The sequence below is a fragment of the Streptomyces sp. NPDC006283 genome (genome assembly GCF_040613325.1).
GTDB lineage: Bacteria > Actinomycetota > Actinomycetes > Streptomycetales > Streptomycetaceae > Streptomyces.
This window is the reverse complement of sequence record NZ_JBEXRZ010000097.1, coordinates 1-25,195: the sequence shown is the minus strand read 5'-3', so window position 1 is coordinate 25,195 and position 25,195 is coordinate 1. Positions and strand designations below refer to the sequence as shown.

At 72.3% G+C, this 25,195-nt stretch carries 26 protein-coding genes and 3 pseudogenes; 19 read left to right on the top strand and 10 right to left on the bottom strand.

The features are described from left to right. Positions 1–53: 53 nt before the first annotated feature. Genes ABZ070_RS20745 through ABZ070_RS20730 form a run of 4 tightly spaced genes read left to right on the top strand, consistent with a single transcriptional unit; the run spans position 54 to position 2,869 of the window. A complete protein-coding gene (locus ABZ070_RS20745; protein ID WP_356635891.1) occupies positions 54–536 on the top strand; it encodes an acyl carrier protein in 483 nt (160 codons plus the stop codon). 41 nt (positions 537–577) lie between these two features. Continuing rightward, positions 578–1,456 carry an ACP S-malonyltransferase gene (gene fabD / locus ABZ070_RS20740; RefSeq protein WP_356635893.1) on the top strand — a complete coding sequence of 293 codons (879 nt, stop codon included), beginning with the start codon at positions 578–580 and terminating at the stop codon, positions 1,454–1,456. Further along, positions 1,453–2,301, top strand: a complete 849-nt coding sequence (locus ABZ070_RS20735) for a 4'-phosphopantetheinyl transferase superfamily protein (protein WP_356635889.1) — start codon at positions 1,453–1,455, stop codon at positions 2,299–2,301. Before fabD ends, ABZ070_RS20735 begins: the two co-directional genes overlap by 4 nt. A gap of 31 nt (positions 2,302–2,332) precedes the next feature. After that, positions 2,333–2,869 carry a flavin reductase family protein gene (locus tag ABZ070_RS20730; RefSeq protein ID WP_356635887.1) on the top strand — a complete coding sequence of 179 codons (537 nt, stop codon included), beginning with the start codon at positions 2,333–2,335 and terminating at the stop codon, positions 2,867–2,869. 267 nt (positions 2,870–3,136) lie between these two features. On the opposite strand, the pseudogene ABZ070_RS20725 reads toward ABZ070_RS20730, so the two are convergent. Next, positions 3,137–3,893, bottom strand: a pseudogene (locus tag ABZ070_RS20725) (helix-turn-helix transcriptional regulator); the annotation flags it as partial. On the opposite strand from ABZ070_RS20725, the gene ABZ070_RS20720 reads away from it, so the two are divergent. From ABZ070_RS20720 to ABZ070_RS20710, 3 genes and pseudogenes are all read left to right on the top strand, one after another. Then, positions 3,880–4,095, top strand: coding sequence for a hypothetical protein (locus tag ABZ070_RS20720; protein ID WP_356635885.1), 216 nt, complete (start codon positions 3,880–3,882; stop codon positions 4,093–4,095). The pseudogene ABZ070_RS20725 and the gene ABZ070_RS20720 overlap by 14 nt on opposite strands. After that, complete coding sequence (locus ABZ070_RS20715) at positions 4,092–4,472, top strand: hypothetical protein (protein WP_356635883.1); 381 nt, start codon at positions 4,092–4,094, stop codon at positions 4,470–4,472. The genes ABZ070_RS20720 and ABZ070_RS20715 overlap by 4 nt, the downstream gene beginning before the upstream one ends. 22 nt (positions 4,473–4,494) lie before the next feature. After that, a pseudogene (locus ABZ070_RS20710) lies at positions 4,495–4,584 on the top strand (IS607 family transposase); the annotation flags it as partial. A gap of 26 nt (positions 4,585–4,610) precedes the next feature. Here the strand turns inward: ABZ070_RS20710 and ABZ070_RS20705 are convergent. Continuing rightward, entirely contained in the window at positions 4,611–4,925 is a 315-nt protein-coding gene (locus ABZ070_RS20705) for a helix-turn-helix transcriptional regulator (protein WP_356635881.1), read from the bottom strand. After that, positions 4,922–5,308, bottom strand: coding sequence for a type II toxin-antitoxin system RelE/ParE family toxin (locus tag ABZ070_RS20700; RefSeq protein ID WP_356635879.1), 387 nt, complete (start codon positions 5,306–5,308; stop codon positions 4,922–4,924). The genes ABZ070_RS20705 and ABZ070_RS20700 overlap by 4 nt, the downstream gene beginning before the upstream one ends. A gap of 389 nt (positions 5,309–5,697) precedes the next feature. Here ABZ070_RS20700 and ABZ070_RS20695 point away from each other — a divergent pair. Beyond that, positions 5,698–5,850 (top strand): annotated as a pseudogene (locus tag ABZ070_RS20695) (transposase); the annotation flags it as partial. A gap of 388 nt (positions 5,851–6,238) precedes the next feature. Here ABZ070_RS20695 and ABZ070_RS20690 read toward each other — a convergent pair. From ABZ070_RS20690 to ABZ070_RS20670, 5 genes are all read right to left on the bottom strand, one after another. Continuing rightward, positions 6,239–7,255, bottom strand: a complete 1,017-nt coding sequence (locus ABZ070_RS20690) for an AfsR/SARP family transcriptional regulator (RefSeq protein WP_356635877.1) — start codon at positions 7,253–7,255, stop codon at positions 6,239–6,241. 18 nt (positions 7,256–7,273) lie between these two features. After that, on the bottom strand, positions 7,274–8,425 hold the full coding sequence (gene solA / locus ABZ070_RS20685; protein WP_356635875.1) for an N-methyl-L-tryptophan oxidase: 1,152 nt from the start codon (positions 8,423–8,425) through the stop codon (positions 7,274–7,276). Further along, positions 8,422–9,177: a thioesterase domain-containing protein gene (locus ABZ070_RS20680; RefSeq protein ID WP_356635873.1), complete on the bottom strand. Its 756-nt coding sequence runs from the start codon at positions 9,175–9,177 to the stop codon at positions 8,422–8,424. Before ABZ070_RS20680 ends, solA begins: the two co-directional genes overlap by 4 nt. A 26-nt stretch (positions 9,178–9,203) precedes the next feature. Then, a complete protein-coding gene (locus tag ABZ070_RS20675; protein WP_356635871.1) occupies positions 9,204–10,292 on the bottom strand; it encodes an LLM class flavin-dependent oxidoreductase in 1,089 nt (362 codons plus the stop codon). A 144-nt stretch (positions 10,293–10,436) separates the two neighbouring features. After that, positions 10,437–10,721 (bottom strand): phosphopantetheine-binding protein, encoded by a 285-nt coding sequence (locus ABZ070_RS20670; RefSeq protein WP_356635869.1) that lies wholly within the window; start codon positions 10,719–10,721, stop codon positions 10,437–10,439. 295 nt (positions 10,722–11,016) lie between these two features. Here ABZ070_RS20670 and ABZ070_RS20665 point away from each other — a divergent pair, with 295 nt between their 5' ends. From ABZ070_RS20665 to ABZ070_RS20625, 9 genes are all read left to right on the top strand, one after another. Then, complete coding sequence (locus ABZ070_RS20665) at positions 11,017–11,838, top strand: AfsR/SARP family transcriptional regulator (RefSeq protein WP_356635867.1); 822 nt, start codon at positions 11,017–11,019, stop codon at positions 11,836–11,838. 95 nt (positions 11,839–11,933) lie between these two features. Continuing rightward, the gene (locus ABZ070_RS20660) at positions 11,934–12,740 is read left to right on the top strand and encodes an alpha/beta fold hydrolase (protein WP_356635865.1); all 807 of its coding nucleotides are present in this window, start codon (positions 11,934–11,936) and stop codon (positions 12,738–12,740) included. After that, the gene (locus ABZ070_RS20655; protein ID WP_356635863.1) at positions 12,737–14,005 is read left to right on the top strand and encodes a beta-ketoacyl-[acyl-carrier-protein] synthase family protein; all 1,269 of its coding nucleotides are present in this window, start codon (positions 12,737–12,739) and stop codon (positions 14,003–14,005) included. Before ABZ070_RS20660 ends, ABZ070_RS20655 begins: the two co-directional genes overlap by 4 nt. Further along, a complete protein-coding gene (locus ABZ070_RS20650; RefSeq protein ID WP_356635861.1) occupies positions 14,002–15,288 on the top strand; it encodes a ketosynthase chain-length factor in 1,287 nt (428 codons plus the stop codon). Before ABZ070_RS20655 ends, ABZ070_RS20650 begins: the two co-directional genes overlap by 4 nt. Positions 15,289–15,313: 25 nt before the next feature. Further along, complete coding sequence (locus ABZ070_RS20645; protein ID WP_356635859.1) at positions 15,314–15,577, top strand: acyl carrier protein; 264 nt, start codon at positions 15,314–15,316, stop codon at positions 15,575–15,577. After that, positions 15,574–16,851, top strand: coding sequence for an FAD-dependent monooxygenase (locus tag ABZ070_RS20640; protein ID WP_356635857.1), 1,278 nt, complete (start codon positions 15,574–15,576; stop codon positions 16,849–16,851). Before ABZ070_RS20645 ends, ABZ070_RS20640 begins: the two co-directional genes overlap by 4 nt. Beyond that, on the top strand, positions 16,848–18,479 hold the full coding sequence (locus tag ABZ070_RS20635; RefSeq protein WP_356635855.1) for an FAD-binding protein: 1,632 nt from the start codon (positions 16,848–16,850) through the stop codon (positions 18,477–18,479). Before ABZ070_RS20640 ends, ABZ070_RS20635 begins: the two co-directional genes overlap by 4 nt. A gap of 65 nt (positions 18,480–18,544) precedes the next feature. Beyond that, complete coding sequence (locus tag ABZ070_RS20630) at positions 18,545–19,768, top strand: acyltransferase (protein ID WP_356635853.1); 1,224 nt, start codon at positions 18,545–18,547, stop codon at positions 19,766–19,768. Then, on the top strand, positions 19,765–21,018 hold the full coding sequence (locus tag ABZ070_RS20625; protein WP_356635851.1) for a cytochrome P450: 1,254 nt from the start codon (positions 19,765–19,767) through the stop codon (positions 21,016–21,018). The genes ABZ070_RS20630 and ABZ070_RS20625 overlap by 4 nt, the downstream gene beginning before the upstream one ends. Before the next feature lie 213 nt (positions 21,019–21,231). Here the strand turns inward: ABZ070_RS20625 and ABZ070_RS20620 are convergent, their stop codons facing one another. Together ABZ070_RS20620 and ABZ070_RS20615 are read right to left on the bottom strand one after the other, a co-directional pair. Further along, a complete protein-coding gene (locus ABZ070_RS20620) occupies positions 21,232–21,471 on the bottom strand; it encodes a DUF6059 family protein (protein WP_356635849.1) in 240 nt (79 codons plus the stop codon). After that, positions 21,468–22,613, bottom strand: a complete 1,146-nt coding sequence (locus ABZ070_RS20615; RefSeq protein WP_356635847.1) for an acyl-CoA dehydrogenase family protein — start codon at positions 22,611–22,613, stop codon at positions 21,468–21,470. The genes ABZ070_RS20620 and ABZ070_RS20615 overlap by 4 nt, the downstream gene beginning before the upstream one ends. A 155-nt stretch (positions 22,614–22,768) precedes the next feature. Between ABZ070_RS20615 and ABZ070_RS20610 the strand changes: the two genes are divergently transcribed. Together ABZ070_RS20610 and ABZ070_RS20605 are read left to right on the top strand one after the other, a co-directional pair. Next, a complete protein-coding gene (locus ABZ070_RS20610) occupies positions 22,769–23,965 on the top strand; it encodes an RNA-guided endonuclease TnpB family protein (protein ID WP_356635845.1) in 1,197 nt (398 codons plus the stop codon). Positions 23,966–24,163: 198 nt separating this feature from the next. Then, positions 24,164–25,108, top strand: a complete 945-nt coding sequence (locus tag ABZ070_RS20605; RefSeq protein WP_356635843.1) for an MBL fold metallo-hydrolase — start codon at positions 24,164–24,166, stop codon at positions 25,106–25,108. Positions 25,109–25,195: the final 87 nt, after the last annotated feature.

Below are 25,195 nucleotides of genomic sequence, written 5' to 3'. Positions count from 1 at the left end.
TGCATGTCCGGGATGAAGGCACTGAAGACGAGGCCGGGACCGTGTGTGATCGCGTGAGCATTTTGTTCCACGACGAATACTTGCGAGGCCCCGCGGACGACGCGATGGGCGGTGTGCTCGGCGGCGCACCGGCAGCGCCCGCGGCGCCGCGCAGCACGGCGGACGGAACGCCCGCCGCTCCCGCGCCCGCCGCCTCGCTGTCCGCGCGGATGGAGGCCGTGTGGGGGATCGGGGGCAGCACCCCCGCCCCCGAGACTCCCGCCCCCGATGCCCCCGCACCCCACGGCCCCGGCTCCGCGTTCGCGCGGCTCGCGCGGGTCGTCGCCGCGGAGATCGGCGCGGACACCGCGCAACTGGACGCGCATCAGGACCTGTTCGCGCTCGGGGCGACGAGCCGGCAGTTGCTGCGGATCGCCGCGCGGATCGCCGCGGACGGCGGACGCGAGCTCGCGCTGGAGACCTTGTTCACCGCGGCCGACCTCGGCGCCCTCGCCGACGAGGCCTACCCCGCCACGGCCACCGCTGTCGCCGTCTGACCCGACCCACCGACTTCCGCACCACGAAGGCAGTGATCACGATGACCCGGATCCTCATGTTCCCCGGCCAGGGCGCCCAGCGCGTCGGCATGGGACGGGAGTTGTTCGACCGCTTCGGCGACCTGGAGCAGCAGGCCAGCGACGTGCTCGGCTACAGCCTGCGCCGGCTGTGCCTGGAGGACCCCGACGGCCGGCTCGGCAACACCCGCTACACACAGCCGGCGATGTTCGCCGTCAACGCCCTCGCCCACCGCGCCGCCCTGCAGGACACCGGGGTGCGGGCCGATGTCGCCGTGGGCCACAGCCTGGGCGAGTACAACGCGCTGGAGGCGGCGGGCGCGTTCGGCTTCGCCGACGGTCTGCGTCTGGTGGCCGCCCGGGCCGCCGCGATGGCCCGCATCGAGGGCGGCGGCATGAGCGCCGTCGTCGGTCTGCCCGAGGCGCAGCTGCGTTTCCTGCTGCTGCGCGCCGGGTTCGCCGCCCTGGACCTGGCCAACCTCAACACGCCCACCCAGATCGTCCTGGCAGGCCCGGCGGCCGACCTCGAGGAGGCCGGGCCGATCCTCGAGGACGCGGGCGCCCGCATGGTGCGCCGGCTCGCCGTCAGCGGCGCCTTCCACTCCCGCTACATGGCCCCGGCCGCGGAGGAGCTGTACCCGGTCGTCGAGCGGACCGTCTTCGGCCCGCTCGCCCTCCCCGTGATCGCGAACGCCACCGCCCGCCCCTACACGCCCGAGCGGGTCGGCGAGCTGCTGCTGCAGCAGATCCACCAGCCGGTGCGCTGGCGCGAGACGATCGAGTCGATCCTCGACGAGGAGTACGGCGCCGAACCGGAGTTCACCGAGATCGGCACCGGGAACGTGCTGACGGGCATGCTGCGCCAGATACGGCGCGAGCGGGTGCCCGCGGGGGCCCGGTGAGCGCCACCGCCGCCGGCCCGGACACCGTCCAGCTCTGGTTCTGCCTCAACGAGGCCCTCGACGAGGCGACCAGCACCCTGCTGGCCGGGCACTGGCTCGACGAGCACGAACGCGAGATCGCCGGCCGTTTCCTGTTCGAACGCGACCGCCGCCAGTACCTGGTCGCCCACGCGCTGGTGCGGCGGGTGCTGTCCTTGGAGACCGGTATCCCGGAGGCGGAGGCGACGATCTGGCGTTCCTCGCGCGGCCGCCCGTTCCTGCAGACGCCGCCCGCCTCCTACGGGCGGCCCGGCGCCGGCGACACGGAGCTGGACTTCAACCTGTCGCACGCGCACGGCTGCAACGTCGTGGCCGTCACCCGCGGCCGCCGCGTCGGCGTCGACGTCGAGCGGCTCGACCGGGGCGCCGAACGCGGCCTGGACTGGATCGTGGAGAGCTTCGCCCCCGAGGAACGCGCCTACCTCACCGGCATCGGGCCCGGCAGCAGACGCGACCGGGCCACCTTGCGGCTGTGGACGCTGAAGGAGGCCTACGCCAAGGCCCGCGGCCTGGGGCTCGGCCTGCCGTTCGACTCGTTCGCCTTCGAACTCGCCGAGGACCGCGGGGTGGTGGGCTTCAGGCCCCCGGAGGGCGACAGCGCGGAGCGCTGGCTGTTCGCCGAGCTCGAACCCAGGCCGCAGGTGCTGGTGTCCCTCGCCGTGGAGAAGACGGCGCACGACGCCGCGCCGCCCGCCCGGCTGCTGATCCACGACGGATTCCCCTGGGGCCGCGCCGCACCCCGCGAGGTGGCGCTGCCCGCCGGGCACCACGCCCTGCCCGCCCTCGCGGGCTCCGCCGCCCACTGACCGAGCACCCACATCCGAGGGAGGAGCCCCCGTGACAGCAGGAGCAGCCCAGGACACGGCACGGCCCGTGGCCGACCCGCAGATCTTCCGGGACGCGATGGCGCTGCTGGCCGCGCCCGTCACCGTCGTCACCACGCTCGACGCGGCGGGACGCCGGTATGCCTTCACCGCCAGCTCGGTGACCTCGGTGTCGCTGGACCCGCCGCTGGTGATGGTGGGCATCGCGCTCACCTCGAGCTGCCATGCGGCGATGGCCGAGGCCGGCGAGTTCTGCGTCAACCTCCTCGGCGAGGACCACCGCGACGTCGCCCAGCGGTGCGCGACGCACGGCGCCGACCGGTTCGCGGGCGGCGAGTTCGCCGCATGGGACGGGACGGGCGTGCCGTATCTGCCGGACGCCACGGTCCTGCTGCGCTGCCGCACCACGGACCGGGTGCGCGCCGGCGACCACGACCTCGTCCTGGGCACCCCGGTGGAGATACGCACCGGCGCCCCGGCGACGCCGCCGCTGCTGTGGTACCGCCGCGGCTTCCACGTTCCCACCCCGTCGGCGGCCGCTCTCGTGTGACCGGACTGCGGCCGCGGGCCTCATGCAAGGGTGCCTCCCCTGGCGGTGACGACGTCGGCCCGACAGCAACATTCTGGCCGCGTCCTGCCTCGCCGAATCTCACCGGCACTCCCGCACGCACCGACCGGTCCCCCTGGTGGGGCTCCAGCAGACGAGGCCGGCCGTCAAGTTGGCGCACGGTGCGGAACGCGCCGAGCATCACGCTCGTGCTGAGCAACTCGTGCCCGATCGTCACCGCTGCGTCGAGATCTCCTCGCCGGACGCTTCTCAGCCCAGAGCCCGGCGTGCCTGGTTGATCACCCGCTGGGCGTTGGCACCGAAGACGGCGGACTCACGGAGGGTCTCCCAAACGCGAAGGTGAGTCGCGACGCCATCTGCGTTCGTCCAGCCAGAGTTCCGCATGCCAGGTCTCAATGATCACTTGCTGGTCGTCATAAATCCAGAAACCTCCGGCAGGTGGGAGCTTCAGGGAAGCGCCGAGGGGGACGATGCCGAGTTCCACAGTGTCGAGACCGATCACGCCCAGCAGCCGGTCAAGCTGAGCAGCGAGTACGGAGGGCGGACAGATCCGAGCATGGAGGACGGCCTCCCACATGATGATGCGGTAGTGCCTTCCCGAGTCGTACAGCCCTTCTTGCCTCTTCATCCGGGCGCGCACGGCGTCTTCGATGTCCCGTGTCGACCGGTGCAGCTCCGTGAAGCGGGTGAAGATCGCACGCGCGTAGTCGGGAGTCTGGAGTACACCGACGACCCACGAGGATTCCCATGCGCGGAGGATCGACGAGTTGGCCTGCGCCTCGTTGTGAACATCCTGTACCGGGCGGTGGCCCGCGGCCAACTGGCGTCGCCAGGAGCGGTGATGCGTCTCCAGGGCCTTGAGGCGCGCTGTCAGCTCACCGATGGTTTCAGGTCGGCCGGTTGCCTCGGCCCACATGCGGAGGTCGTCCGACGTCGCCGTCTGGCGTCCGTTCTCCAGTTTGCTGACTTTCGACTGAGTCCAGCCCATCCGTATGGCCAGTTGCGTAGAAGGCCCCCGGCCCGCACCGGCCACACCGTCCGTCGGGGCGATGGCCGAGGCCGCCGCCGTCCACGACATGATCCGCGCCTTCTCGGAGATGGACGAGCGCCACGGCGGACACCATGGCCGCAGCGCGCCGACCGCTGCCCAGGAGCAGGACCTGGACCGCGAGCTGGACCGGCGCCTGGCCCAGGTGACCGGCCGGTGAGCGACGCCAGGCACGTCGTCCTGGACGACACCATGATGGCCGCAGCTGGCCAGGGCAACATTCTCACCTTCCGCCTGATCCATCGCGACCACGCCGAAGCGGGCTGGTTCCTGTACGTCACGGCGTGCGCGTTGGTCGCAGCTGACCGTGCCCGCCCGGGCACGGCCGGACACCTGGCCGCCCTGCCCGGCATTACCGTCCTCGAGCTGGACCTGCCCGCTGCCCTGGCCGTCGCACGGCAGGAGACCTGGGCCGCGGCGCACAGTCAGTACGCGGCACAGCCCACCGTGGACCGTCCCGACGGAGCGATCATCGCCACCACAGCCCCGCACCGGTGGGCGGGGGAGCCGGTCCGTGTACTGGACCTGAGCCCCTGATCACCACGGCATAGCGGTGGCGTACTGCCGTGTCTCTTCAGCCGGCCAGAAGCCGGACCTTGACCGGCAGGTCGCCCGCGTGGTCCGGGGAGCCACCAGCCTTGGTCTGCCTCGGGTCGCCGGCTATCGGGAGGTTACTCAGGCCGCTTGGTGGTGCGGGGTGAGTTCGATGGTCAGGTCGGCGTCCAGAGCGCGTGCCAGACGTCGCAGGAGGGGGATGGTGGGTACGGTGCCGCCGCCTTCGATCCGGGAGACCTGGGGCTGCTTCATCCCGCAACGTTCGGCGAGTTCTGTCTGGGACAGGCCCAGGGCGGTGCGCCGGTCGTAGACCAGCTGGCCGAGGTCATGGGCCAGTTCCGCCTCCTCGTACAGGCGGTCGTACTCGGCGTTGTCCTCGACCGCTTCGCCGAGGAGCTTGCGGTGGCGGCGGGTCTTCCACTCGGCGTGGTTCATCGCAGTTCCTCCTTGATCGGGCGGCTGTAGATGTCGTGTTCGGCGGCCGGCGCATGACTGGTCTCGCATGCGGCCTGGACTGCGCGGGCGCGATCCACCTCGGCCTTCTCGCGCATCTTCGTCTTACGGAAGACGGTCAGCAGGACGACACGGCGGTCAGGGGCGAGCCAGTAGGTGATGCGCTGCGCGTTATCGCCGAGGTCGAAACGTAACTCGCGGAGCTTGCCGCCGAGGTGGCGACTGTAGGGCTCGCCCAGGGTCGTCGCGTTCTCGGCGAGGCGGTCGACCTTCTGTTCGGCCATCACGTAGTGGTGGGCGGGTAGATTCTCTAGCCAGAGGCGGACCTCGGGCTCGATCTCAATGGTGTACCGCTCACCGGTCATGGCTGCAATGCTATATGGCTCAGGTGTTATACGCCATGGGTTCCCGCAAGAGCCCCGGGATGCCCAACGCGGGGGTCGGGGGGACCTTGGGTCAGGGGCTGGAGTGCGCCCGGCGCGGGGCATCGGGTGGGTGGCTCAAGGTACCCTCGGCCCCCGCCCGGCCACCGACACCCCGACCGGGTACGTCCTCGGACCTGGTTGCGGTGTGCTGCTCGGGATTCCGTGCCGGTTCATGTCCCGACTCCGTGGGGTGGCGGGTGCGTGTGGACAGTCCGGAGGTGGGAGGGCCGCTGGTCCGACGCGCGAGGTCCCGAGCAGACCCCGCCAGCATTGCCAAGGGGTCGGGAGGGCGCGCGGCGGATCAGCGGCACCTCACCGACGGATCGGCCCGCAAGGTCCACCTCGTGGTCGACGGGCACTCCGCGCGCCGCTCGAAGAAGGTCTATGACTGGCTGGCCGCCCACCCCGACGGGGTGGAGCTGCATTTCCTGCCGCCATACTCGCCCCAACTGAACCCCAATGAACTGGTAAACGCCGACCTCAACCTCGATTCGTCAGCGGTGAAGGCTGCTCGGTGGGGTGAACGGTTCATCCCGTTTGTCCCGGTGGGTGTCGGGTGGGATCTTCGTGTGTCGCTGCGGGGTGCGCCGGGCTTCCACATCTCCCGGAGTGGTGCTGGTCGATTCCTTCCTGTTCTTCGGCGGGTTGGGGGGCGGCTGTCGGATGACGGCCGGTAGGTCGGTGAGGCGCCGCCATGCGGTGGTGAACGCTGTGGCCCAGGGCCAGGAGTGTTCGATCCGTATCCATCGGTGGCGGGCATGAGGGCTGAGCCGGGCGGGCAGGTGGTAGCACGCCAGGACCCTGCGGTCGTTGCAGTACTAGGCGGCGCGCGTCGGTGCTTGGCGTGGTCTGCCGACCCCGGGACGGGCGCTACTGCCCCGCCGCCGGGTTGGCCACCAGAGCGTCGAAGCGGCGCATCAGGGCTTCTTGTTCGAGGGAGAGCCGCTCGATGCGGCTGCGCAGGCGGGCGATCTCCCCGGTCAGGCTCAACACCGTCGCGTCCGGACCGGCGTCCTGGGCGGCGTCCGTCCCGGGCGGCGGGGCGGTGGCCGGCCCGGGTGCGGACGGCAGCGGCATGGGGTGGACGCGGGCCGTGAACCCGGCGGTGCCCGGTACGGCCAGCCGCGGGTCGTGCTGCAGGATCGACTCCATGCGGCCGCGCAGAGCCGGGCCCGGTTCGACGCCCAGCTCGTGGACGAGCCGTTTGCGTGCCCGGTCGTAGACGCTCAGCGCCTCCGCCTGCCGGCCGCACCGGTACAGGGCGACCATCAGCAGGTCGTAGAAACGTTCCCGCATCGGGTGGTCGGTGGTCAGTTCCTCGAGCTCGCCGGTGATCTCACCGTGCCGCGATGCCCGCAGGCAGGCGTCGTACAGGGCTTCCAGGGCGGTCAGCCGGTTCTCCTCCAGCTGGGCGGCCTCGGCCGCGCAGATGTCGCCCAGGACGCTGCCCTCCAAAGCAGGGCCGCGCCACAGCGCCAGGGCCTGGCGCAAAAGTTCGGCGGCCTGCTCGGGGTCGGCGGCGGCTGCCGCGCGGCCCTGGGCGGCCAGTCGGTGGAAGGTGTCGGCGTCGGTGCCGGCCCGGCCCAGCCGCAGGACGTAGCCCAGGGAGCGGGTCACGATCCACTCGTGGTGCTGTTCGCCGGAGCCCGGCTCGGGCACCGGCAGCAGCCGGCGCAGCCGCGCCACATGGGCCTGGAGCGCGTTGGTCGCGTTCGCCGGCGGCTGCTCGCCCCACAGCTCGTCGATGAGCCGGTGCACGGACACGATCTGCCCCGACTTCACCACGAGCGCGCCCAGCAGGGCGCGCTGTTTGGCGCCCGTGGGAAGGATCCGGACACCGGTTCGCTCGTCGTGGATTTCCACCGGACCGAGAATGCGGAACTTCATTTTCTCCTCGCACGTCCCTCAGAATCGGTCGGGATCGGTGAACCCCAGCGGCACGGCCGGCTCCCTGCCCAGCGCGAGGTCGGCCACCACCTCGCCGATGCCGGTGGAGTGCTTGAAGCCGTGGCTGCTGCAGCCGCCCGCGACCACCAGGCGGGCATCGCGCCCGGGCCGGCCGATGACGAACTGGCCGTCGGGGGTGCGGGCGTAGACGCCTGCCACCGCCCGGGTGGGCGCCTGGCCCACCCCGGGCACGGCGCCGGCCAGATGCTTGACCAGCACGCTCCAGTCGGCGGGGGACACCGAGCGGTCCACGGCCTCGATGTCGACGGTCGCGAAGTGCCGGCCGCCGTCCTCCAGGCCCAGCTTGAGCTCAAAGCCGCCGGGCAGCACTCCGTGCCCCCAGATCACGTCGCCGCCGTCGAGTTCGCGCATGAACACCGGCAGGCGGTGCAGCGTGAACCGTTCGTGCGGCCGCGCGGGGGTGAACCAGGTGGTGGGCATCCGCACCACCTCGAGCGGCAGTTGGGGCACCAGCTGGGAGAGCCACGGCCCGGCGGTGACCACCGCCTGCCCGGCCCGCAGCACCCGGCCGCCGGCCGTGTGCACGGCCACGCCCGAGCCGGTCAACTCCACAGCGGCCACCCGGGTTTCGGTCAGCACCTCGGCGCCCGCCGAGCGGGCCGCGCCGACAGCGGCCCGGATCGTCATCTCCGGCAGGGTCAGCCCGCCGGCCGGCTCCACCACGCCGATGTCGCCGGGCGCGAGCCCGTCGTGGGCGGGCGCCCGGCGGCGCAGCTCCCGCTCCTGGAGCACCTCGATGTCCAGGCCGTGTTCCTTCGCGGCCCGCAGCGCGCCGCCCACGACCCGCCCGTCGGGCGGGCCGATCAGCATCGCCCCGGTCGGATCGAGCAGATGGGCGCCGCTCTCCCGCTCCAGCTCCTGCCACAGCTGCCGCGAGCGCTGCGCCAGCGGCACGAGCCCGGGATGCTCCAGGCACGCCGTGCGGAACATGCGGCTCTCCCCGTACGAGGAGCCGTGGGGGCTCGCCAGGCCGTACCGTTCGACACCGATCACCCGCGCCCCGCGCCGGGCCAGCTGCCACAGCGCGCACGCGCCCCAGGCGCCGAGGCCGACGACGACTATGTCCGCGTCCTGGTTGCGGCCGCTCACGACGCCCCCACCGCGCCCGCCGTGCCCGCCGCGTTCAGTGCGGCCGCCGCGTCCCGGGCCACGTGCTCCAGCAGCGGCCGCGGGTCGGCCTGGAAGTAGAAGTGGCCGCCGTCGAACATCCGCAGCCCCGTGAAGCGGGCGCAGTGCTGCTCCCAGCCGGCCAGCCGCTGCGGTGAGACGACGACATCACCGTCGCCGCCGTAGACGGACACCGGCATGGTCAGCGCCGGCGCGCCGGGCAGCGGACGCCAGCTCTCCACCAGCTTCAGGTCGTTGCGCAGCGCCGGGGCGAACATCTCCCACAGGTCCGCATCCTTGAGGACCTCGAGCGGCGTGCCGCCCATCGCGGCCAGGTGCAGGCGCAGTTCGTCGTCGGGCAGTTCATGACGGCGGGTGCCGTCGCCCGTCGGACGCGGCGCCCCGCGCGCGGACAGCCCCAGCCACACCGGCAGCCGCCCTCCTTCCGCGGCCAGCTGCTGGGCGAGCTCGTAGGCGATCAGGGCGCCCATGCTGTGCCCGAAGAACGCGAAATCGCCGGTCAGGTCGGCCGCCAGCCGGCGCCGGAAGAAACCGGCGAGAGCGCGGGCGTCGTCGATCTGCGGCTCGCCGGTGAGCCGGCCGCGGCCCGGCGCGTCGAGCAGCCGCACGTCCCACGACGCGGGCAGCAGGCCCGGCCAGTCGCGGTACAGCAGATGGGAGCCGCCCGCGTGATGGAAGACGAACAGCCGCAGCCCGCCCTGAGTGCCGTACATGTGTGCTCCCTCGGGTCGGACCGCGCTCACGCGGCAGCCGCGGCAGCGGCCACGCCGTCACCGGCGAACGCGGGAGCGACGTGCTGGGCGAACAGTTCCATGGCGCGCTCGGCACGCTCATAGGGCAGATGACCGGGATTGAACTGCAGACTCAGGCACACGTCCGGGCCGTACCAGCCACGGATCGTGTCCACCTGCGCGCTCACCTCGTCGGGTGTGCCCGCCAGCACCTTGTGGTCGGCCAGCGCCGTGTCGAAGCTGTAGCCGCGGGCCTTGTCGGCGAACTTCTCGTAGCCGGGGTACTGCGCGGAGCGCGCACCCGCCCAGGACGCCACCGCCGCCGCCATCTGCTCCACGTAGTTGTGCTCGCACGCACGGGCGTCCTCCAGCACCGTGTCGCGGTCCTCGCCGAGGTAGCAGGTGTACTTGATCTGGACACGGCCCGGGCCCTGGTGACCCGCGGCCTGCCGCGCCCGCCGGTAGGCGTCGATCATCCCCACCAGCTGCTCGCGGCTGGTGACCGACGGCACGACCTGCAGATGGTGCCCCTGCTCACCGGCGAGCGCACACGACTCGGCGCTCGTCGCGGACGCCACGAACACCGGCGGATGCGGCCGCTGGTAGGGCCGCGGGAAGCCGGTGACCGGCCCGAAGCGGTGCACCTGACCCTCGAAGCGGACCTCCTGCCCGCTCCACAGCGCCACGCACGCCTCGACGACCTCCGTGAACCGGGTCCGGCTCTCCTGCATCGGCACACCGAACAGCTCGAACTCGTCGGGCAGGAAACCACGCCCGAAGCCCACGTCCAGGCGCCCGTGGGACAGGTTGTCGAGCAGCGCCAGGCGCGCCGCGACCTGCACCGGGTGCGCGAAGGAGGCGATCACCGCACCGGTCACCAGCCGTATGCGGCTGGTGCGCGCCGCCGCGGCGGTCAGGAACACCGTCGGATCGGGGCTGTAGCCGCCGTAGGGGGAGCCGTAGTGCTCGACGGTCTGGACATGCTCGTAGTCCAGCGCCTCGGCCAGCTCGACCAGTTGGAGACTTTCGTCGTAATAGGTGCTCGCACTCTTCTTGACCGGGTCGACGACCGGGAAGAAGTTGACGCCGAATTCCATGGGGGCTCCGTCTGTGATCCGATTCCGGCTTCACGAAAAAGCCGAGGACAACTCTTCGACTATCGGACCTTAGACGGTGACGGAGCACGACGGGACACGCGCGAGCGGGACTCCAGCCGCTTTCTGAAGGGTCTTGAGTTTCTTTCAGGGAGTGCGGACCGTGTCCTGCTCGGAAAGCAGGTGCCACCAGTGGCCCAGGGTCGGGCGGGCCATCAGCTCCGGAAAGCCGACCTCGATCCCACGCCGGTGCCAGGCGGAGATCAGCCGCATCGTGCTGATGGAGTCCAGCCCGTGATCGACCAGGTCCTCGTCGTCGCCGGGCAGTTCGGCCGGCTCCAGCCGCATACAGCGGGCGACCATCTGCCGCAGCAGCTGCCGGGTGAGCGGATCCGCGCCCGGCGGCACCTCACGTTCCGAATAGCTCTCCATGAACCGGAAACCTAACAGCGGAGCAAGCCGTCCCGGAAGACGATCCGATATTCATGCGCGGGCCGGTCAGCTGTCTGTCAGTGCCGCGTCAGAGTCCACCGTGTACAGAACTGCTCGACAGTGGCTGGAGATTCACCCGGCACCCGAGTCGAAAAGGACTACCGTGCGTCTCGTCCATGGATCGTAAGGAAAGGACAGCGGGTCCTGTCATGGCGCAATATCGACCGCGCCTCGGATACCGACTCGTCAAGGGGTTCGGAAGCCGGGCGCAGGCCGTCGAGGTACGGAGGAAACCATGAAGATTCAGGTTCTGGGTCCGCTGAGTGGCCACGTCAACGGGATGTCGATCGTTCCAACGGCGGGCAAGCCGCGGCAGATCCTGGCGCTGCTCGCCCTCTACCCCGGACGGGTCATGCCCGTCCCCACCCTCATGGAGGAGATCTGGGGCACCGAACTGCCCCTCAGTGCGCTCACCACGCTCCAGACGTACATCCTCCAGCTGCGCCGCCGGCTGGGCACCGCCATGGGCCCCGACGCCCCCGGCACCGCGAAGGACGTGCTCGCCACCCGGCACGGCGGCTACCTGCTGCAGATACCGCCCGAAGCGGTCGACGTGCACGAGTACGAGCGGCTCGTCGGCGAGGGCCAGCAGGCCTTCGACGAGGGCGAGGACGAACGCGCCGCCCGCACCTACCGGCAGGCACTGGAACTGTGGCAGGGCTCCGCCCTGGTCGACGTCCGCGTCGGCCCCATCCTGGAGATCGAGGTCATGCGGCTGGAGGAGAGCCGACTGGTCACCCGCGAGCGCCGGATCGACGCCGATCTGCGCCTGGGCCGCCACGTCGAGGTGATCGCCGAACTCACCGACCTCATCGCCCGCCACCCCCAGCACGAAGGCCTGCACTCGCAGGCCATGGTGGCGCTCTACCGCTCCGGCCGGCAGGCCACCGCCCTCGACGTCTTCCACCGGCTGCGCCGGCGCCTGATCGACGAGCTCGGCGTGGAGCCCTCACCGCAACTGCAGCGCCTGCACCAGGCCATGCTCGCCGTCGACCCCCAGCTGGACATCGCCTCCAGCCCCCGCCGCACCTCCACGTTCAACCTGTACGCCGCCTGACCCGAACGCTCAACCACCGGCGCGGGGGCGGCGGTTGGCTGATTCGAGCCGTTCTCCAGGCCAGTGGTCGAGGCTCGGTGCCCATGAACGGTTCCGTGCAGAAAACAGTCGAAGCAGGTCGCCCCGCCCCGGCGGGCCGCCCACCGCTGCGGCTGTACTGCTTCGCGCACGCCGGCGCCGGGGTCACCGGCTTCGCCCGCTGGCCCGCCCGCTCGGGCCCGGACCTCGACATCATTCCCGTGCCGCTGCCCGGCCGGGAGGCCCGGCGCCGCGAAACGCGCCTGACCACACGCGCCGGCCTGCTCGCCGACCTGCTCGACGACATGACGCGCGCCGCACACCACGGCCCCTACGTCCTGTACGGGCACAGCCTGGGCGGCATGGTCGCCTACACCCTGGCCCGCGCCCTGATCGACAAGGGCCTGCCACCACCGGCGCTGGTGGCCGTCGGCGCCTGCCCGCCGCCGGACGCCGTGCCCGCGGGCCGCGGGAGCGAGTTGAGCGACGAGCAGCTCCTCGCCTTCCTCGGCGACCTGGGCTCCGCACCCACCGGCCTGCTCGCCGACGCGGGCAGCGTGTGGCACCGCACCGTGCTGCCCGTACTGCGCGACGACCTCGCCCTGGGCGCCGACCTGCGGGCGGCCGCACTCGATCCGGCCACCGGAGGGCCCCTGCCGCTGCCCGTCCTCGCCGTCGACGGAGCCGACGACCCGGTCGTCGGCGCCGAGACGATGGACGGCTGGCGGCGCTGGACCAGCGCCCGGCTGGTGCGCCGCACCGTCCCCGGCGACCACTTCTTCGTACGCGGCCGGGAGATCCCCCGGCTCATCGGACGAGCCTGCCGTGTCGTGCAGCGCACCGAGCCCCTATCTGGAGGACCAACTGTGAGGGACAACCGATGAGACGGGTCGTCATCACCGGCATAGGCGTCGTCGCACCCGGCGGCGTGGGCACCACACGCTTCTGGGACACGCTCACCGCGGGCCGCACCGCCACCCGCGGCATCACCCTGTTCGACGCGTCCGGCTACCGCTCACGCATCGCCGCCGAGGCCGACTTCGACCCGGCCGAGCACGGCTTCACCCCCGCCGACGCCGCCCGCCTGGACCGGGCCGCCCAGTTCGCCCTCGTCAGCGCCCGCGAGGCCCTCGACGACAGCGGCCTTACGCCCGGCGGCAGCGACCCACTGCGCACCGGCGTCACCCTCGGCAGCGCGGTCGGCTGCACCACCGGCCTCGACGACGAGTACGCCGTCGTCAGCGAACGCGGCAGCACCTGGGAGGTCGACCACACCCGCGCCGTCGCCCACCTCTTCGACTACTTCGTGCCCAGCTCCATGGCCGCCGAAGTGGCCCGCGCCAGCGGCGCCCAGGGCCCCGTCTCCCTCGTGTCCACCGGCTGCACCTCGGGCCTGGACTCCATCGGCCACGCCGTCGACCTCATCCGCGAGGGCAGCGCCGACGTGATGGTCACCGGCGCCACCGAAGCACCCATCTCGCCGATCACCGTCGCCTGCTTCGACGCCATCAAGGCCACCAGCCCCCGCAACGACGAGCCGGCCACCGCCTCACGGCCCTTCGACCGCACCCGCAACGGATTCGTCCTCGGCGAGGGCTCCGCCGTCCTGGTCCTGGAGGAGTTCGAGCACGCCCGCCGCCGCGGCGCCCACATCTACGCCGAGATCGCCGGGTTCGCCGGCCGCAGCAACGCCTACCACATGACCGGCCTGAAAGCCGACGGCGCCGAGATGGCCGAGGCGATCACCGCCGCCCTCGACGAGGCCCGGCTCGATCCCACCGCCGTCGACTACATCAACGCCCACGGCTCGGGCACCAAGCAGAACGACCGGCACGAGACCGCCGCCTTCAAACGCAGCCTCGGCGCGCACGCCCACACCGTCCCGGTCAGCTCCATCAAGTCGATGATCGGGCACTCCCTCGGCGCGATCGGCTCCCTCGAGGTCGCCGCCAGCGCCCTGGCCATCGAACACAACACCGTGCCGCCGACGGCGAACCTGCACGAGCCCGACCCGGCCTGCGACCTCGACTACACCCCCCTGACCGCCCGCGAACAGCGCACCGACACCGTCCTGAGCGTCGGCAGCGGCTTCGGCGGCTTCCAGAGCGCCATCGTCCTGACCCGGCCGCGCCTGAAGGAGGCAGCATGACCACGGCCCTGGCGGACCACCGTGCCACCCAGCCCGCCGTGCGGCCCGCGCAGCGGCCCGCCGCCCGGCCCACCGCCGCCACCGTCGTCACCGGCATCGGCGTCGCCGCCCCCAACGGCCTGGGCACCGAAGCCTGGTGGCAGGCCGTCCTCGCCGGCGAGAGCGGCATCCGCCCCCTCACCCGCTTCGACGCCACCCGCTACCCGGTCCGCATCGCCGGCGAGGTCCCCGGCTTCGTCGACGAGGACCACCTGCCCAGCCGGCTGCTGCCGCAGACCGACCGGGTCACCCGGCTGTCCCTGGCCGCCGCCAAGGAAGCCCTCGACGACTGGGGCCAGGACCCCGCCACCCTCCCCGACTACAGCGCCGGCGTCGTCACCGCCAGCTCCGCCGGCGGCTTCGAGTTCGGCCAGCGCGAACTGCAGGCCCTGTGGAGCAAGGGCGGCCAGCACGTCAGCGCCTACCAGTCCTTCGCCTGGTTCTACGCCGTCAACACCGGCCAGATCTCCATCCGGCACGGCCTGCGCGGCGCCAGCGGCGTCGTCGTCGCCGAACAGGCCGGCGGCCTCGACGCCCTCGCCCAGGCCCGCCGCCACATCCGCAAGGGCAGCCGGCTCATGATCACCGGCGGTGTCGACTCCGCCCTGTGCCCCTGGGGCTGGGCCGCCCACCTGGCCGGCGGTGCGCTGAGCCGCACCACCGACCCCGCCCGCGCCTACCTGCCCTTCGACGCGGCGGCAAACGGCCACGTGGTCGGCGAGGGCGGCGCCCTGTTCGTCCTCGAAAGCGCCCACGCCGCCCAGGCACGCGACGCCCGCGTCCACGGCACCCTCGCCGGATACGCGGCCACCTTCGACGGCCCCGGCACCCCCCGCCTGGCCGACGCCGCCCGCCTGGCCCTCGCCGACGCCGGCAAACGCCCCGACGAGATCGACGTCGTCTTCGCCGACGCCGCCGGCGAACGCGGCGCCGACCGGGCCGAAGCCGACGCCCTGGCCGCCCTGTTCGGCCCCGCCGGCGTCCCCGTCACCGCCCCCAAGACGATGACCGGCCGCCTCCTGGCCGGCGGCGCCTGCCTGGATGTGGCAGCCGCCCTGCTCAGCCTGCGCGACCAGGTCATCCCCCCGACCATCGGCACCCGCCGCCCCGCCGACGACTGCCCCGTCGACCTGGTCACCACCCCCCGCCACGGCATGCGACTGCGCAACGCGCTCGTCCTGGCCCGCGGCCGGGGCGGATTCAACTCCGCGGCCGTACTCAGCCAGGGCCCCGGACCGAGATGACACGCATCGAAGAGGAGACATGGGCATGGACCGCCTGGAACTGACCGATCTGAAGGCCCTGCTGCGCGAGTGCGCCGGCGTCGAGGAAGGCGTCGACCTCGACGGCGACGTCCTCGACGTCCCCTTCCTCGCCCTCGGCTACGACTCGCTGGCCCTGCTGCAGACCACCGGCCGCATCGAACGCGACTACGACATCGCCCTCGACGAAGAAGGCCTCGACGAGGCGGAAACCCCCCGCGACTACCTCGCCCTGGTCAACCGGGCCCTGTCCGCCCGGGCAGCGGTGTGACCTCCGCCGGGCCGGCGCCGGCGGCGCACACCGACGTCCTGGTCGTCGGCGCCGGCCCGGCCGGACTCGCCCTGAGCCTGCTGCTGCTGCGCTCCGGGATCCAGGTCACCCTCGCCGAGAAGTCGACCTCCTTCGCCCGCGACTTCCACGGCGAAATCCTCCAGCCCGGCGGCCAGCGCATCCTCGACCACCTCGGCGTACTGGCCGCCGCACGCGACCGCGGCGCCCGCACCCTCGACGGCTTCCAGGTCCTCGAAGGCGGCCGCGTCCTGCTCGACATCGACTACCGGCGCCTTACGCCCCCCTACGCGCAGCTTCTGGCCCTGCCCCAGCGCCACCTGCTCGAAGAACTCCTCGCCGCCTGCCACCGGCTGCCCGGCTTCACCTACCTGCCCGGCCACCGCATCCACGCCCTGGTCCACGAACACGACCGCTGCGCCGGCGCCACCCTCACCGGCCCCGCCACGCGCACCACCGTCGCCGCGCACGTCGTGGTCGCCGCCGACGGACGGTTCTCCAGGACCCGCACCCTGGCCGGTATCGACGCCGGACGCACCGAGGCGTTCGACCAGGACATCGTCTGGTTCACCCTGCCGGCACCCGGCCGCGCCACCCGCCGCGTGCGCATCCACCGCGCCGCCGGCGCCGCCGTACTCGTCCACGACACCCACCCCGACCGGCTCCGCATCGGCTGGGCCCTGCCGCACCGCGGCTGGCAGGCGGCCGCGGCCCGCGGCATCGCCCCCCTCAAGGACGAACTGGCCGCCGCCGTCCCCGAACTGGCCGACCTCCTCCACACGCACCTGACCAGCCTGTCGGACCTGACCCTGCTGGACGTGTTCGCCGCCCACGCCCAGCACTGGGTGCACGACGGCCTCGTCCTGATCGGCGACGCCGCCCACACCCACGGCCCGCTCGGCGCCCAGGGCATCAACCTCGCCCTGCAGGACGCCGCCGCCCTGCACCCCGTCCTCGTCGACGCCCTGCACACCGGCGGCTGCACCCGCGAACGCCTCGCCCCCTTCCAGCAGCTGCGCGAAAGAGCCGCCACCCAGGTCACCCGCGTCCAGCGCATGCAGGCCAAGGCGTTCCTCGGCCCGGCCGGACCCCTGACCACCCACCTGCGCGCCCGCGCCGCCGCCCTGGTCACCCGCACCCCGCTCGGCGCACACCTCACCTCCCGCATCGCCTTCGGCCCCGCACCCGTCCCGGTGCGGACCGACCTGTTCACCGCAGCCCCCGCACCACTCCAGAAAGGCGCACCGACACCATGACTGCCCCCAGCCGCCGGCGTTTCGTCGCCCAGGCCCTCACCGCGGGCGCCGCCGCCTCCCTGACCACCACCGGCCTCGCCCCCGCCGCCCGCGCCACCCCCACCCCCGCCGCGTCGCAGGCGCCCGCCGCCCAGGTCACCCCCGACGACCCGCGCTACGCGGCCCTGTCGGTACGCGGCAGCAACAAACGCTTCACCGCCCGCCCGGACGCCTTCTGCCTCCCCGCCACCACCGCCGACGTCGTACGCGCCGTCAACGACGCCGTACGCCGCCGCCGGCGCATCGCCGTCCGCAGCGGCGGCCACTGCTACGAGAACGTCGTCGGCGACCCGGCCGTCCAGCTCGTCATCGACCTCGCCGCCATGAACGCCGTCACCTACGACCCGCGGCGACGCGCCTTCATGGTCGAAGCCGGCGCCCAGCTCATCGACGTCTACAAAAGCCTCTACTACGGCTGGGGCGTCACCCTGCCCGGCGGCGCCAGCGCCACCGTCGGCTTCGGCGGCCACATCACCGGCGGCGGCTACGGCGCCCTCAGCCGCACCCACGGCCTCGCCTCCGACCACCTGTACGCGATCGAGGTCGTCGTCGTCGACGCCGCGGGCCGCGCCCGCGCCGTCGTCGCCACCCGCGACAGCGACGACCCCCGCCGCGACCTGTGGTGGGCCCACACCGGAGGCGGCGGCGGCAACTTCGGCATCGTCACCCGCTTCTGGTTCCGCTCCCCGCACGCCGACGGCGACGACCCCGCACACCTGCTGCCGCGCCCACCCGCCGACATCATCTCAAACGCGGTCATCTACCCCCGCGACGGCATGGACCAGGCCTCCTTCGGCCGCCTCATACGCAACCACGGCCAGTGGCACGAACAGCACAGCCACCCCACCTCCCGCTACGCCGGCCTGTACAGCGGACTGGTGCTGCCCGGCCGGCTGAAGGACAACGACCCCGGGCAGAGCGCCATCGTCTTCACCCACCTCGACGGCACCCCCGGCGACGCCCGCGACCTGCTGGACCGCTACGTCGCCGCCCTCACCGAAGGCGTCGCCGCCACCCCCTACATCACCGACACCGCGAGCGAACCGTGGCTGACCGCCACCGTCGCGCTCGCCGAGTCGCAGGACACCGACAAGGGCCGGCACAAGATCAAGTCCGCGTATCTGCGGCGCGCTTTCACCCCCGCCCAGACCGACGCCCTCCACACCCACCTGAACTCCACCGACCACCGCAACGACAGCGCGTCGGTGTCCATCCAGTCCTACGGCGGCCGCATCAACACCCTGGCGCCGGGCGCCACCGCCGGCGCACACCGCGACAGCGTCCTCAACGTGATCTTCATGAACACCTGGCAGGACCCCGAGGCCGACGCCCCCAACATCGACTGGCTGCGCCGCACCTACCGGGACGTGTTCGCCGCCACCGGGGGAGTGCCCGTCCCGGGCCGCGGCAGCGACGGCTGCTACATCAACTACCCGGACATCGACATGGCCGACCCGCGCTGGAACACCTCCGGCGTGCCCTGGCACCACCTCTACTACAAGGACAACTACCCCCGCCTGCAGCGCATCAAGGCCACGTGGGACCCGCGCGGCGTCTTCCGCCACACCCTGTCCGTCCGCCCCGCCTGAGCGCCCGGCACCCCTGCCCCACCCAAGTCCCCGAACCCACCACACACATGACGGGAGCGACCGGGATGTCCGTCCCCTCCTCGCCCACCTCGACATCGTCCGCCGGAATAGCGAAACTTCCCTCGCTCACCGGCTACCGCTTCATCCTCTTCAACGCGGTGTTCTGGACCCACACCCTCGCCGCCGCCCGCTTCTTCGAGAGCGAGTACGTCAACAACCTCGGCCACATCTGGCCCTACGGCACCACCGCACTGGCCTCGTTCTTCATCCTCTCCGGCTTCGTGCTCACCTGGGGCGAGTCCTGGCGCAACGGACTGGGCCGCTACTGGCGCGCCCGCGCCGCGAAGATCTTCCCCGGCCATGTCGTGGTCTGGGCGCTGACCCTGATCCTGCTCGCCGTGGTCGGCCCCCTGGCGATGATCGGCACCACCGGCGTCGGCCCCGCCGTCGCCAACCTCTTCCTGGTGCAGGCCTGGATCCCCGACCCCGCCTACCTGATGAGCGTCTACGGCATCAACTGGTCGGTCTCCTGCGAGATCGCCTTCTACCTCGCCCTGCCGCTGTTCATCCGCCCGCTGCTGAAGATCCCGGCCAAGGCCCTGTGGGGCGTCTTCGCCGGCCTGGTCGCCCTCGTCATCGCGATCCCCGCCGTCATCAACGCCGTCGTCGGCGGCCCCGTCTGGCCGTTCTGGGCGCCGCTCTCCTTCGACCAGGCCTGGATGGTCTACTTCCTGCCGCTCAGCCGCCTGCCCGAGTTCCTCCTCGGCGTCGTCCTCGCCCGCATCGTGCAGACCGGCCAGTGGCCCAAGATCCGCGCCCGCTGGATCTTCCTCGCCACCGTCGCCGCCACCTACCTCGTCTGGCTCGCCGTCGACGGCGCCCTGCCCGCCACCTACGCCAGCAGCGGCATCATGTCGATCACCGTCTGCCTGTTCATCCCCCTCATCGCCCTGCGCGACATCGACGGTCGCTCCACGTTCATGGCCCGCAAGAGCTGGGTCGCCCTCGGCGACGCCTCCTACGCCACCTACCTGGTGCACTGGCCCGTCCTCGCCATCGTCCGCGAAGTCGTCGGCCCCACCGCCACGTTCGGACTCATGGCCGGCTGGGGCATCGTCCTGGGCACCCTGGTCCTCACCCAGGCCCTCGGCCTCCTGCTGTGCCGCTACGTCGAACGGCCCCTGATGCTGCGCCTGGGCCGCCCGCGCAGCACCCGCGTCCCCACCCGCCCGGTGACCACCACCCGGCCCACCGCACCCGCGGCCGTCCCGGCCAAGGAACCGGCGTGAGAACCGCACCCCAACAGACCGAGACCGCGGCCGGGGCCCACGCCCCGGCCGGGCAGGTGCCGGCGTTCCCCTTCGACACCGAGCCCGGCCGGCCGCTCGAGGTCCCCGGCGAGTTCACCCGCCTGCGGGCCGAGTGCCCCGTCAAGAAGGTCCGCCTCCCGTACGGCGGCGAGGGCTACCTGGTCAGCCGACACGCCGACGTCAAACAGGTCCTCGCCGACCGGCGGCTGTCACGCGCCGCGACCGTCGGCAAGGACATACCGCGCACGGTCCGCGAGGTGACCGCCCCCGGGCACCTGCTCGCGATGGACCCGCCCGACCACACCCGGCTGCGCCGCCTGGTCGCGAGCGCCTTCACCGAGCGCAGCATCCAGCGCCGCCGGCCGCGCATCCAGAAAATCGTCGACGACCTGATCGACGACCTGCGCGCACGGGCCGCCGGCGGCGAGGCGGTCGACCTCGTCGCGCACTTCTCCATGCCGCTGCCGATGACCGTCATCTGCGAACTGCTCGGCGTCCCGCCGAAGGACCGGTACTACTTCAGCCGGGTCGCCGAAGTCGCCTTCAGCAACGGCGCGGTCGACGCGCAGGAGATGCAGCAGGTCGGCGAGGCGTTCGGCACCTACCTGTCCGGGCACATCGCGCACCTGCGCCGCCACCCGGGCGACGACCTGATGTCCCAGATGATCGCCGCACGCGACGAGGAGGACAGGCTCACCGAGGCCGAACTCATCAGCCTGGCGGGCACCATCCTCCTCGCCGGCTACGAGACCACCGCCGCCGAGCTGTCCAACTTCGTCTACACGCTGCTCGACCAGGACCGCTGGGTCTGGCTGGCCCGGCACCCCGAGCACCTGGACACCGCCGTCGAGGAACTGCTGCGCTACATCGCGCTCGGCGGCGGGGACGTGCTGCCGCGCCTGGCGACCGAGGACGTCGAGATCGGCGGCACCCTCGTCCCCGAAGGCGGATCGGTGATCGCGGCGATGATCTCGGCCAACCGCGACAAAGACGTCTTCACCGACCCGGACGTCCTGGACCTCGAGCGCGACCACAACCCGCACCTCGCCTTCGGACACGGCCCGCACCACTGCACCGGCGCCCAACTGGCCCGCCTCGAACTGCGCGTGGCCCTCGCCTCGCTGCTGCAGGCCTTCCCCGACCTGCGCCTGGCGGTCCCCGCCGCGCAGGTGCCCTGGCGCCAGGGCACCCTGGTCCGCGGCCCGCAGCAACTGCTGCTGCACTGTTAGCACGACCCGGCACCCGCACACCGCGACGGGCCCGGCGGACAACAACGTCCGCCGGGCCCGTTCGCCGTACCCGGCAAGGATGACGGTGCGGCCCTCCCGGACAACCTCGTCGGAGGGCCACAGCCACACCGTTGCGCAGAGCTGCCCGTCCACTCCGAGGGGACGCTGACATTCGATGTCACGCCTGGCGGGGGGCACCGTCCATACAGGCGGTCAGCCCGCCCGTTCCCACTCGCGCAGCAGCGCCCGCTCCAGAGCCGTCAGCGGCACATCCGGCCGCAGCCGCTCCGGATGCCCCGCGGGCGGCTCGAGCAGCACCGTCGGGCGACGGGGCGCGGCCCGCTCGCTCTCGCCCGCCAGATACACCGCACCGCAGGCCACCAGGCCCTGCCACAGCGGCCGCAGACACCGCCGCGCCAGCCGCAGCGGCCACGGGCGCGCGGGGGAGCTCACGACTCACCGGCCGCGCGGCCCGCGTAGGCGGCCGCCGCCGGGCCGAACTGCAGCACCACGTGCCCGGCCGCCGAGTTGACGTCGCGCCACATGCGCTGCAGCGGGCCCGTCGTGCTGTGCCCGCTGGTGCCCGAGGCCCGAAACAGCCGGTCCACGACGTCCACCAGCATCTCGGCGGCCAAGGCGCAGTCGCGCTGGGCGCGCACCGTCTCCAGCGGTGTGGGTGCCGCATCCCGGTCCGCGACGTCCGCGACGCGTTCCAGCAGCAGCCGTGCCGCGTCCAGCCGGCCCGAGCAGCGGGCCAGCGTCTCCTCGTAGAAGCCGCGCCCGGGGCCCGGCCCGGGGGTGTACGAGGCGGAACGCAGCTTCGGCGCCGCGTGCGCCGACCACAGCCGCAGCGCACCTTTGGCGGCGCCGAGCATCGGCAGCGCGAAGAACAGGCCGTTGACGGCCGGCAGCGGCACCGCATGGCAGCCGTCCAGTCCCTGCGGGGCCTGCCCGGTCAGCAGGTCCTGCGCGGCGAAGCTCAGCTCGTCGGGGACGAACACGTCCGCCACGATCAGCGTGTTGCTGCCGGTGGCCCGCATCCCCACGTCCGACCAGGTCGCCTCGGTGCGGTACGCGCTGCGGGGGAGCGCGAACAACCGTGGCCTGGGCCGCCCTTCGCCCGCCGCGGCCGGCGCCATCACCAGCGCCCAGTCGGAATGGTCGACGACGCTGACGTAGGGCCAGGTGCCGTCGACCTGCCAGCCGCCGTCGACGGCGTGGGCCCGGCCCACCGGGGAGACGGAGCCGACGATCACCGGGTCGGGGCCCTCGCGCCACACCTCCTTGCGGCCGGCCTCCGGCAGGTAGGCGGCCATCCGCGCCAGGCTCGCCACGATCGAGGCGCTCCACGCGGTCGCCGGGCAGTGCGCCCCGAGCGTGGCGACGGCCGCGCCCAGTTCGGCGAACGTGCCCGCGGCGCCGCCGTGCGCGGCGGGCACGAAGTGCCGGGCGAAACCCGCCTCGATCACGGCCCGCAGCACCTGGGGGTCGGCGCGGCGCTGCTCCTCGGCCCGCTCGGCCCGCTCGGCGGCGAGCAGCGCCACCGCGTGCGCGGCCTGCGCGATACCGGACCCGTGACAGAACTCGTCGCTCATCGGAACTCCTTCGTGGATACCCCCGGCTTGAGCCGGGGGAGGAAACGAAGCTCCTGCGGAGCAGGGCAGGGAAAGACGAATCGCCGCCGGGCGATTCGTCGTCCACCATCAACCACCCGCAGAAGCCCACAAGTTGGCGTGACAGTTTGTGAGCTGTGGCCACTCACGTGAAGCGGGCGTATCGATACCGCTTCTTTCCGACGGATGCGCAGGCGACGGAGCTGTCGCGCACCTTCGGCTGCGTGCGGAAGGTCTACAACATGGCGCTCGCCGCCCGTACACAGGCGTGGGCGCGGCAGGAGCGGATCAACTACAACGCCACGTCAGCGATGCTGACGGCGTGGAAGAAGACCGAGGAACTGGCCTATCTGAACGAGGTGTCCTCGGTCCCGCTCCAGCAGGCGTTGCGGCACCTTCAGGTGGCGTTCGCGAACTTCTTCGGCAAGCGTGCCAAGTACCCCCGGTTCAAGTCGCGGAAGAAGTCGCGGAAGGCGGCGGAGTACACCACGTCCGCGTTCCGGTTCAGGGACGGCCGGCTCACTCTGGCGAAGATGTCCGAGCCGCTGGACATCGTGTGGTCCCGGCCGCTGCCCGAGAGCGTGCCCCCTTCGACGGTGACCGTGTCGCAGGACGCGGCCGGACGCTGGTTCGTCTCCTTCCTGGTGGAGGACCCGGCCGTCAAGCCGCTGCCCGCCACGGACTCGGCGGTCGGGATCGACGCGGGCCTGGACCACCTGGTGACCCTCTCCACGGGGGAAAAGATCGCCAACCCCCGGCACGAACGCCGCGACCGTGCCCGGCTGGCCAAGGCCCAGCGGCAGCCGGCACGCAAGGCCAGGGGCGACGGCGCCAACCGGGCCAAGGCCCGGCGGAAGGTCGCGAAGATCCACGCCCGGATCACCGATCGCCGCCGTGACCACCTGCACAAGCTGACCACTCGACTCGTGCGTGAAAACCAAACGCTCGTGATCGAGGACCTGACCGTGCGCAACATGGTCACCAACCGCAGCCTTGCCCGCGCCATCAGTGATGCGGCGTGGCGGGAGCTGCGGATGATGCTGGAGTACAAGGCAGCCTGGTACGGCAGGAATCTGGTGGTCGTGGACCGCTTCTTCCCGTCCTCCCGGCTGTGTTCCACCTGCGGCGCCGTGCAGCACAGGATGCCGCTTTCCGTCCGTACCTGGACGTGCGGCAGCTGCGGGGCGGCCCACGACCGGGACGTGAACGCAGCACGCAACCTTCTGGCGGCCGGGCTGGCCGTGTCTGTCTGTGGAGCTGGTGTAAGACCTCAACGGAGAACTCCGGGCGGGCAGTCGGCGACGAAGCAGAAAACCCCACGGCGCGAGCCGTAGGAATCCCCCTCGTTCACGAGGGGGAGGAAGTCAAGTGGCTCCCCTCGGCTGGAGACGGGCCCCGCGGCGGGCCGTCACCTCGCAACGCTCCAGGAGGCCGGTCGCAGGCTGCTCAAATGCCTCTGGAGAGTCCAGGGCGCCACAAGCGGCCCGCACCAGACTCGGCCCCTGTCCGCGACACCTGCGTGAGGAGAGGCCGTGCCGTCCAGCACCACCGTCCGCAACCAAGCCCCCGCGCCCGCCGGCCGGGCGACGGAGGTGGCGCCAGGCGTCCACGCCTACCTCCAGCCGCCCGGCGGCTGGTGCCTGAACAACGCCGGCATCATCGTCTCCGACGGCCAGAGCGCCCTCGTCGACACCGCCGCGACCGAGTCCCGCGCCCGGCATCTGCGCGCCACCGCGCTCGGCCTGAACGCGGCCGCCCCCCGCGCGGTCGTCACCACCCACTTCCACGGCGACCACGCCTTCGGCAACCACCTGTTCCCCGAAGCGCTCGTCATCGGCCACGAACGCACCCGCAGCGAGATGATCGCCGCGGGGCTGCACCTGACCGGACTGTGGCCCGACGTCGACTGGGGCACCATCGAACTCGCCCCGCCCCAGCTGACCTTCACCGACCGGCTGACCCTGCACGTCGGAGCGATCCGCGCCGAACTGGAGCACATCGGCCCCGCGCACACCTCCAACGACACCGTGGTGTGGCTGCCCGAGCACAAGGTGCTGTTCACCGGCGACCTGGTGATGAACGGCGTGACGCCGTTCTGCCTGATGGGCTCGATCACCGGCTCGCTGACGGCGCTGGAGCGGCTGCGGGCCTTCGGCGCCACCACGATCGTCCCCGGCCACGGCCCGGTCTGCGGGCCCGAGGTCCTCGACGAGGTCGAGGGCTATCTGCGCCGGGTCCAGCAGCTCGCCGCCGAGGGCAGGCGGGCCGGCCTCACCCCGCTCGAGACCGCCCGCGGCGCCGCCCTCGGCCCCTATGCGCAGCTGCTGGACAGCGAACGGCTCGTGCCCAATCTGCACCGCGCCTTCGCCGAACTCGACGGCACAGGCGCGGCGGATCCGCTGCCGATGCCCGTCATGCAGAGCGCGCTCGGCGAGATGATCGACCACCACGGCGCGCTGCCCTGCTGCCTGGCCTGAGCTCCCTCCACCACGAAGAGGCGGCCCGCACCGGCAGGTCCTCCCGGCGTCGTGGAACGGCCCGGCAATGCGTACCCGGTCCGGGTG

Excerpts from the sequence above, each read along its gene's own strand:
- ABZ070_RS20630 (WP_356635853.1), top strand. The coding sequence starts at position 18,545 with ATGTCCGTCCCCTCCTCGCCCACCTCGACATCGTCCGCCGGAATAGCG.
- ABZ070_RS20635 (WP_356635855.1), top strand. The coding sequence starts at position 16,848 with ATGACTGCCCCCAGCCGCCGGCGTTTCGTCGCCCAGGCCCTCACCGCG.
- ABZ070_RS20665 (WP_356635867.1), top strand. The coding sequence starts at position 11,017 with ATGAAGATTCAGGTTCTGGGTCCGCTGAGTGGCCACGTCAACGGGATG.
- ABZ070_RS20645 (WP_356635859.1), top strand. The coding sequence starts at position 15,314 with ATGGACCGCCTGGAACTGACCGATCTGAAGGCCCTGCTGCGCGAGTGC.
- ABZ070_RS20680 (WP_356635873.1), bottom strand. The coding sequence starts at position 9,177 with ATGTACGGCACTCAGGGCGGGCTGCGGCTGTTCGTCTTCCATCACGCG.
- ABZ070_RS20650 (WP_356635861.1), top strand. The coding sequence starts at position 14,002 with ATGACCACGGCCCTGGCGGACCACCGTGCCACCCAGCCCGCCGTGCGG.
- ABZ070_RS20670 (WP_356635869.1), bottom strand. The coding sequence starts at position 10,721 with ATGGAGAGCTATTCGGAACGTGAGGTGCCGCCGGGCGCGGATCCGCTC.
- fabD (WP_356635893.1), top strand. The coding sequence starts at position 578 with ATGACCCGGATCCTCATGTTCCCCGGCCAGGGCGCCCAGCGCGTCGGC.
- ABZ070_RS20655 (WP_356635863.1), top strand. The coding sequence starts at position 12,737 with ATGAGACGGGTCGTCATCACCGGCATAGGCGTCGTCGCACCCGGCGGC.
- ABZ070_RS20690 (WP_356635877.1), bottom strand. The coding sequence starts at position 7,255 with ATGAAGTTCCGCATTCTCGGTCCGGTGGAAATCCACGACGAGCGAACC.
- ABZ070_RS20675 (WP_356635871.1), bottom strand. The coding sequence starts at position 10,292 with ATGGAATTCGGCGTCAACTTCTTCCCGGTCGTCGACCCGGTCAAGAAG.
- ABZ070_RS20700 (WP_356635879.1), bottom strand. The coding sequence starts at position 5,308 with ATGACCGGTGAGCGGTACACCATTGAGATCGAGCCCGAGGTCCGCCTC.
- ABZ070_RS20615 (WP_356635847.1), bottom strand. The coding sequence starts at position 22,613 with ATGAGCGACGAGTTCTGTCACGGGTCCGGTATCGCGCAGGCCGCGCAC.
- ABZ070_RS20720 (WP_356635885.1), top strand. The coding sequence starts at position 3,880 with ATGGCCAGTTGCGTAGAAGGCCCCCGGCCCGCACCGGCCACACCGTCC.
- ABZ070_RS20705 (WP_356635881.1), bottom strand. The coding sequence starts at position 4,925 with ATGAACCACGCCGAGTGGAAGACCCGCCGCCACCGCAAGCTCCTCGGC.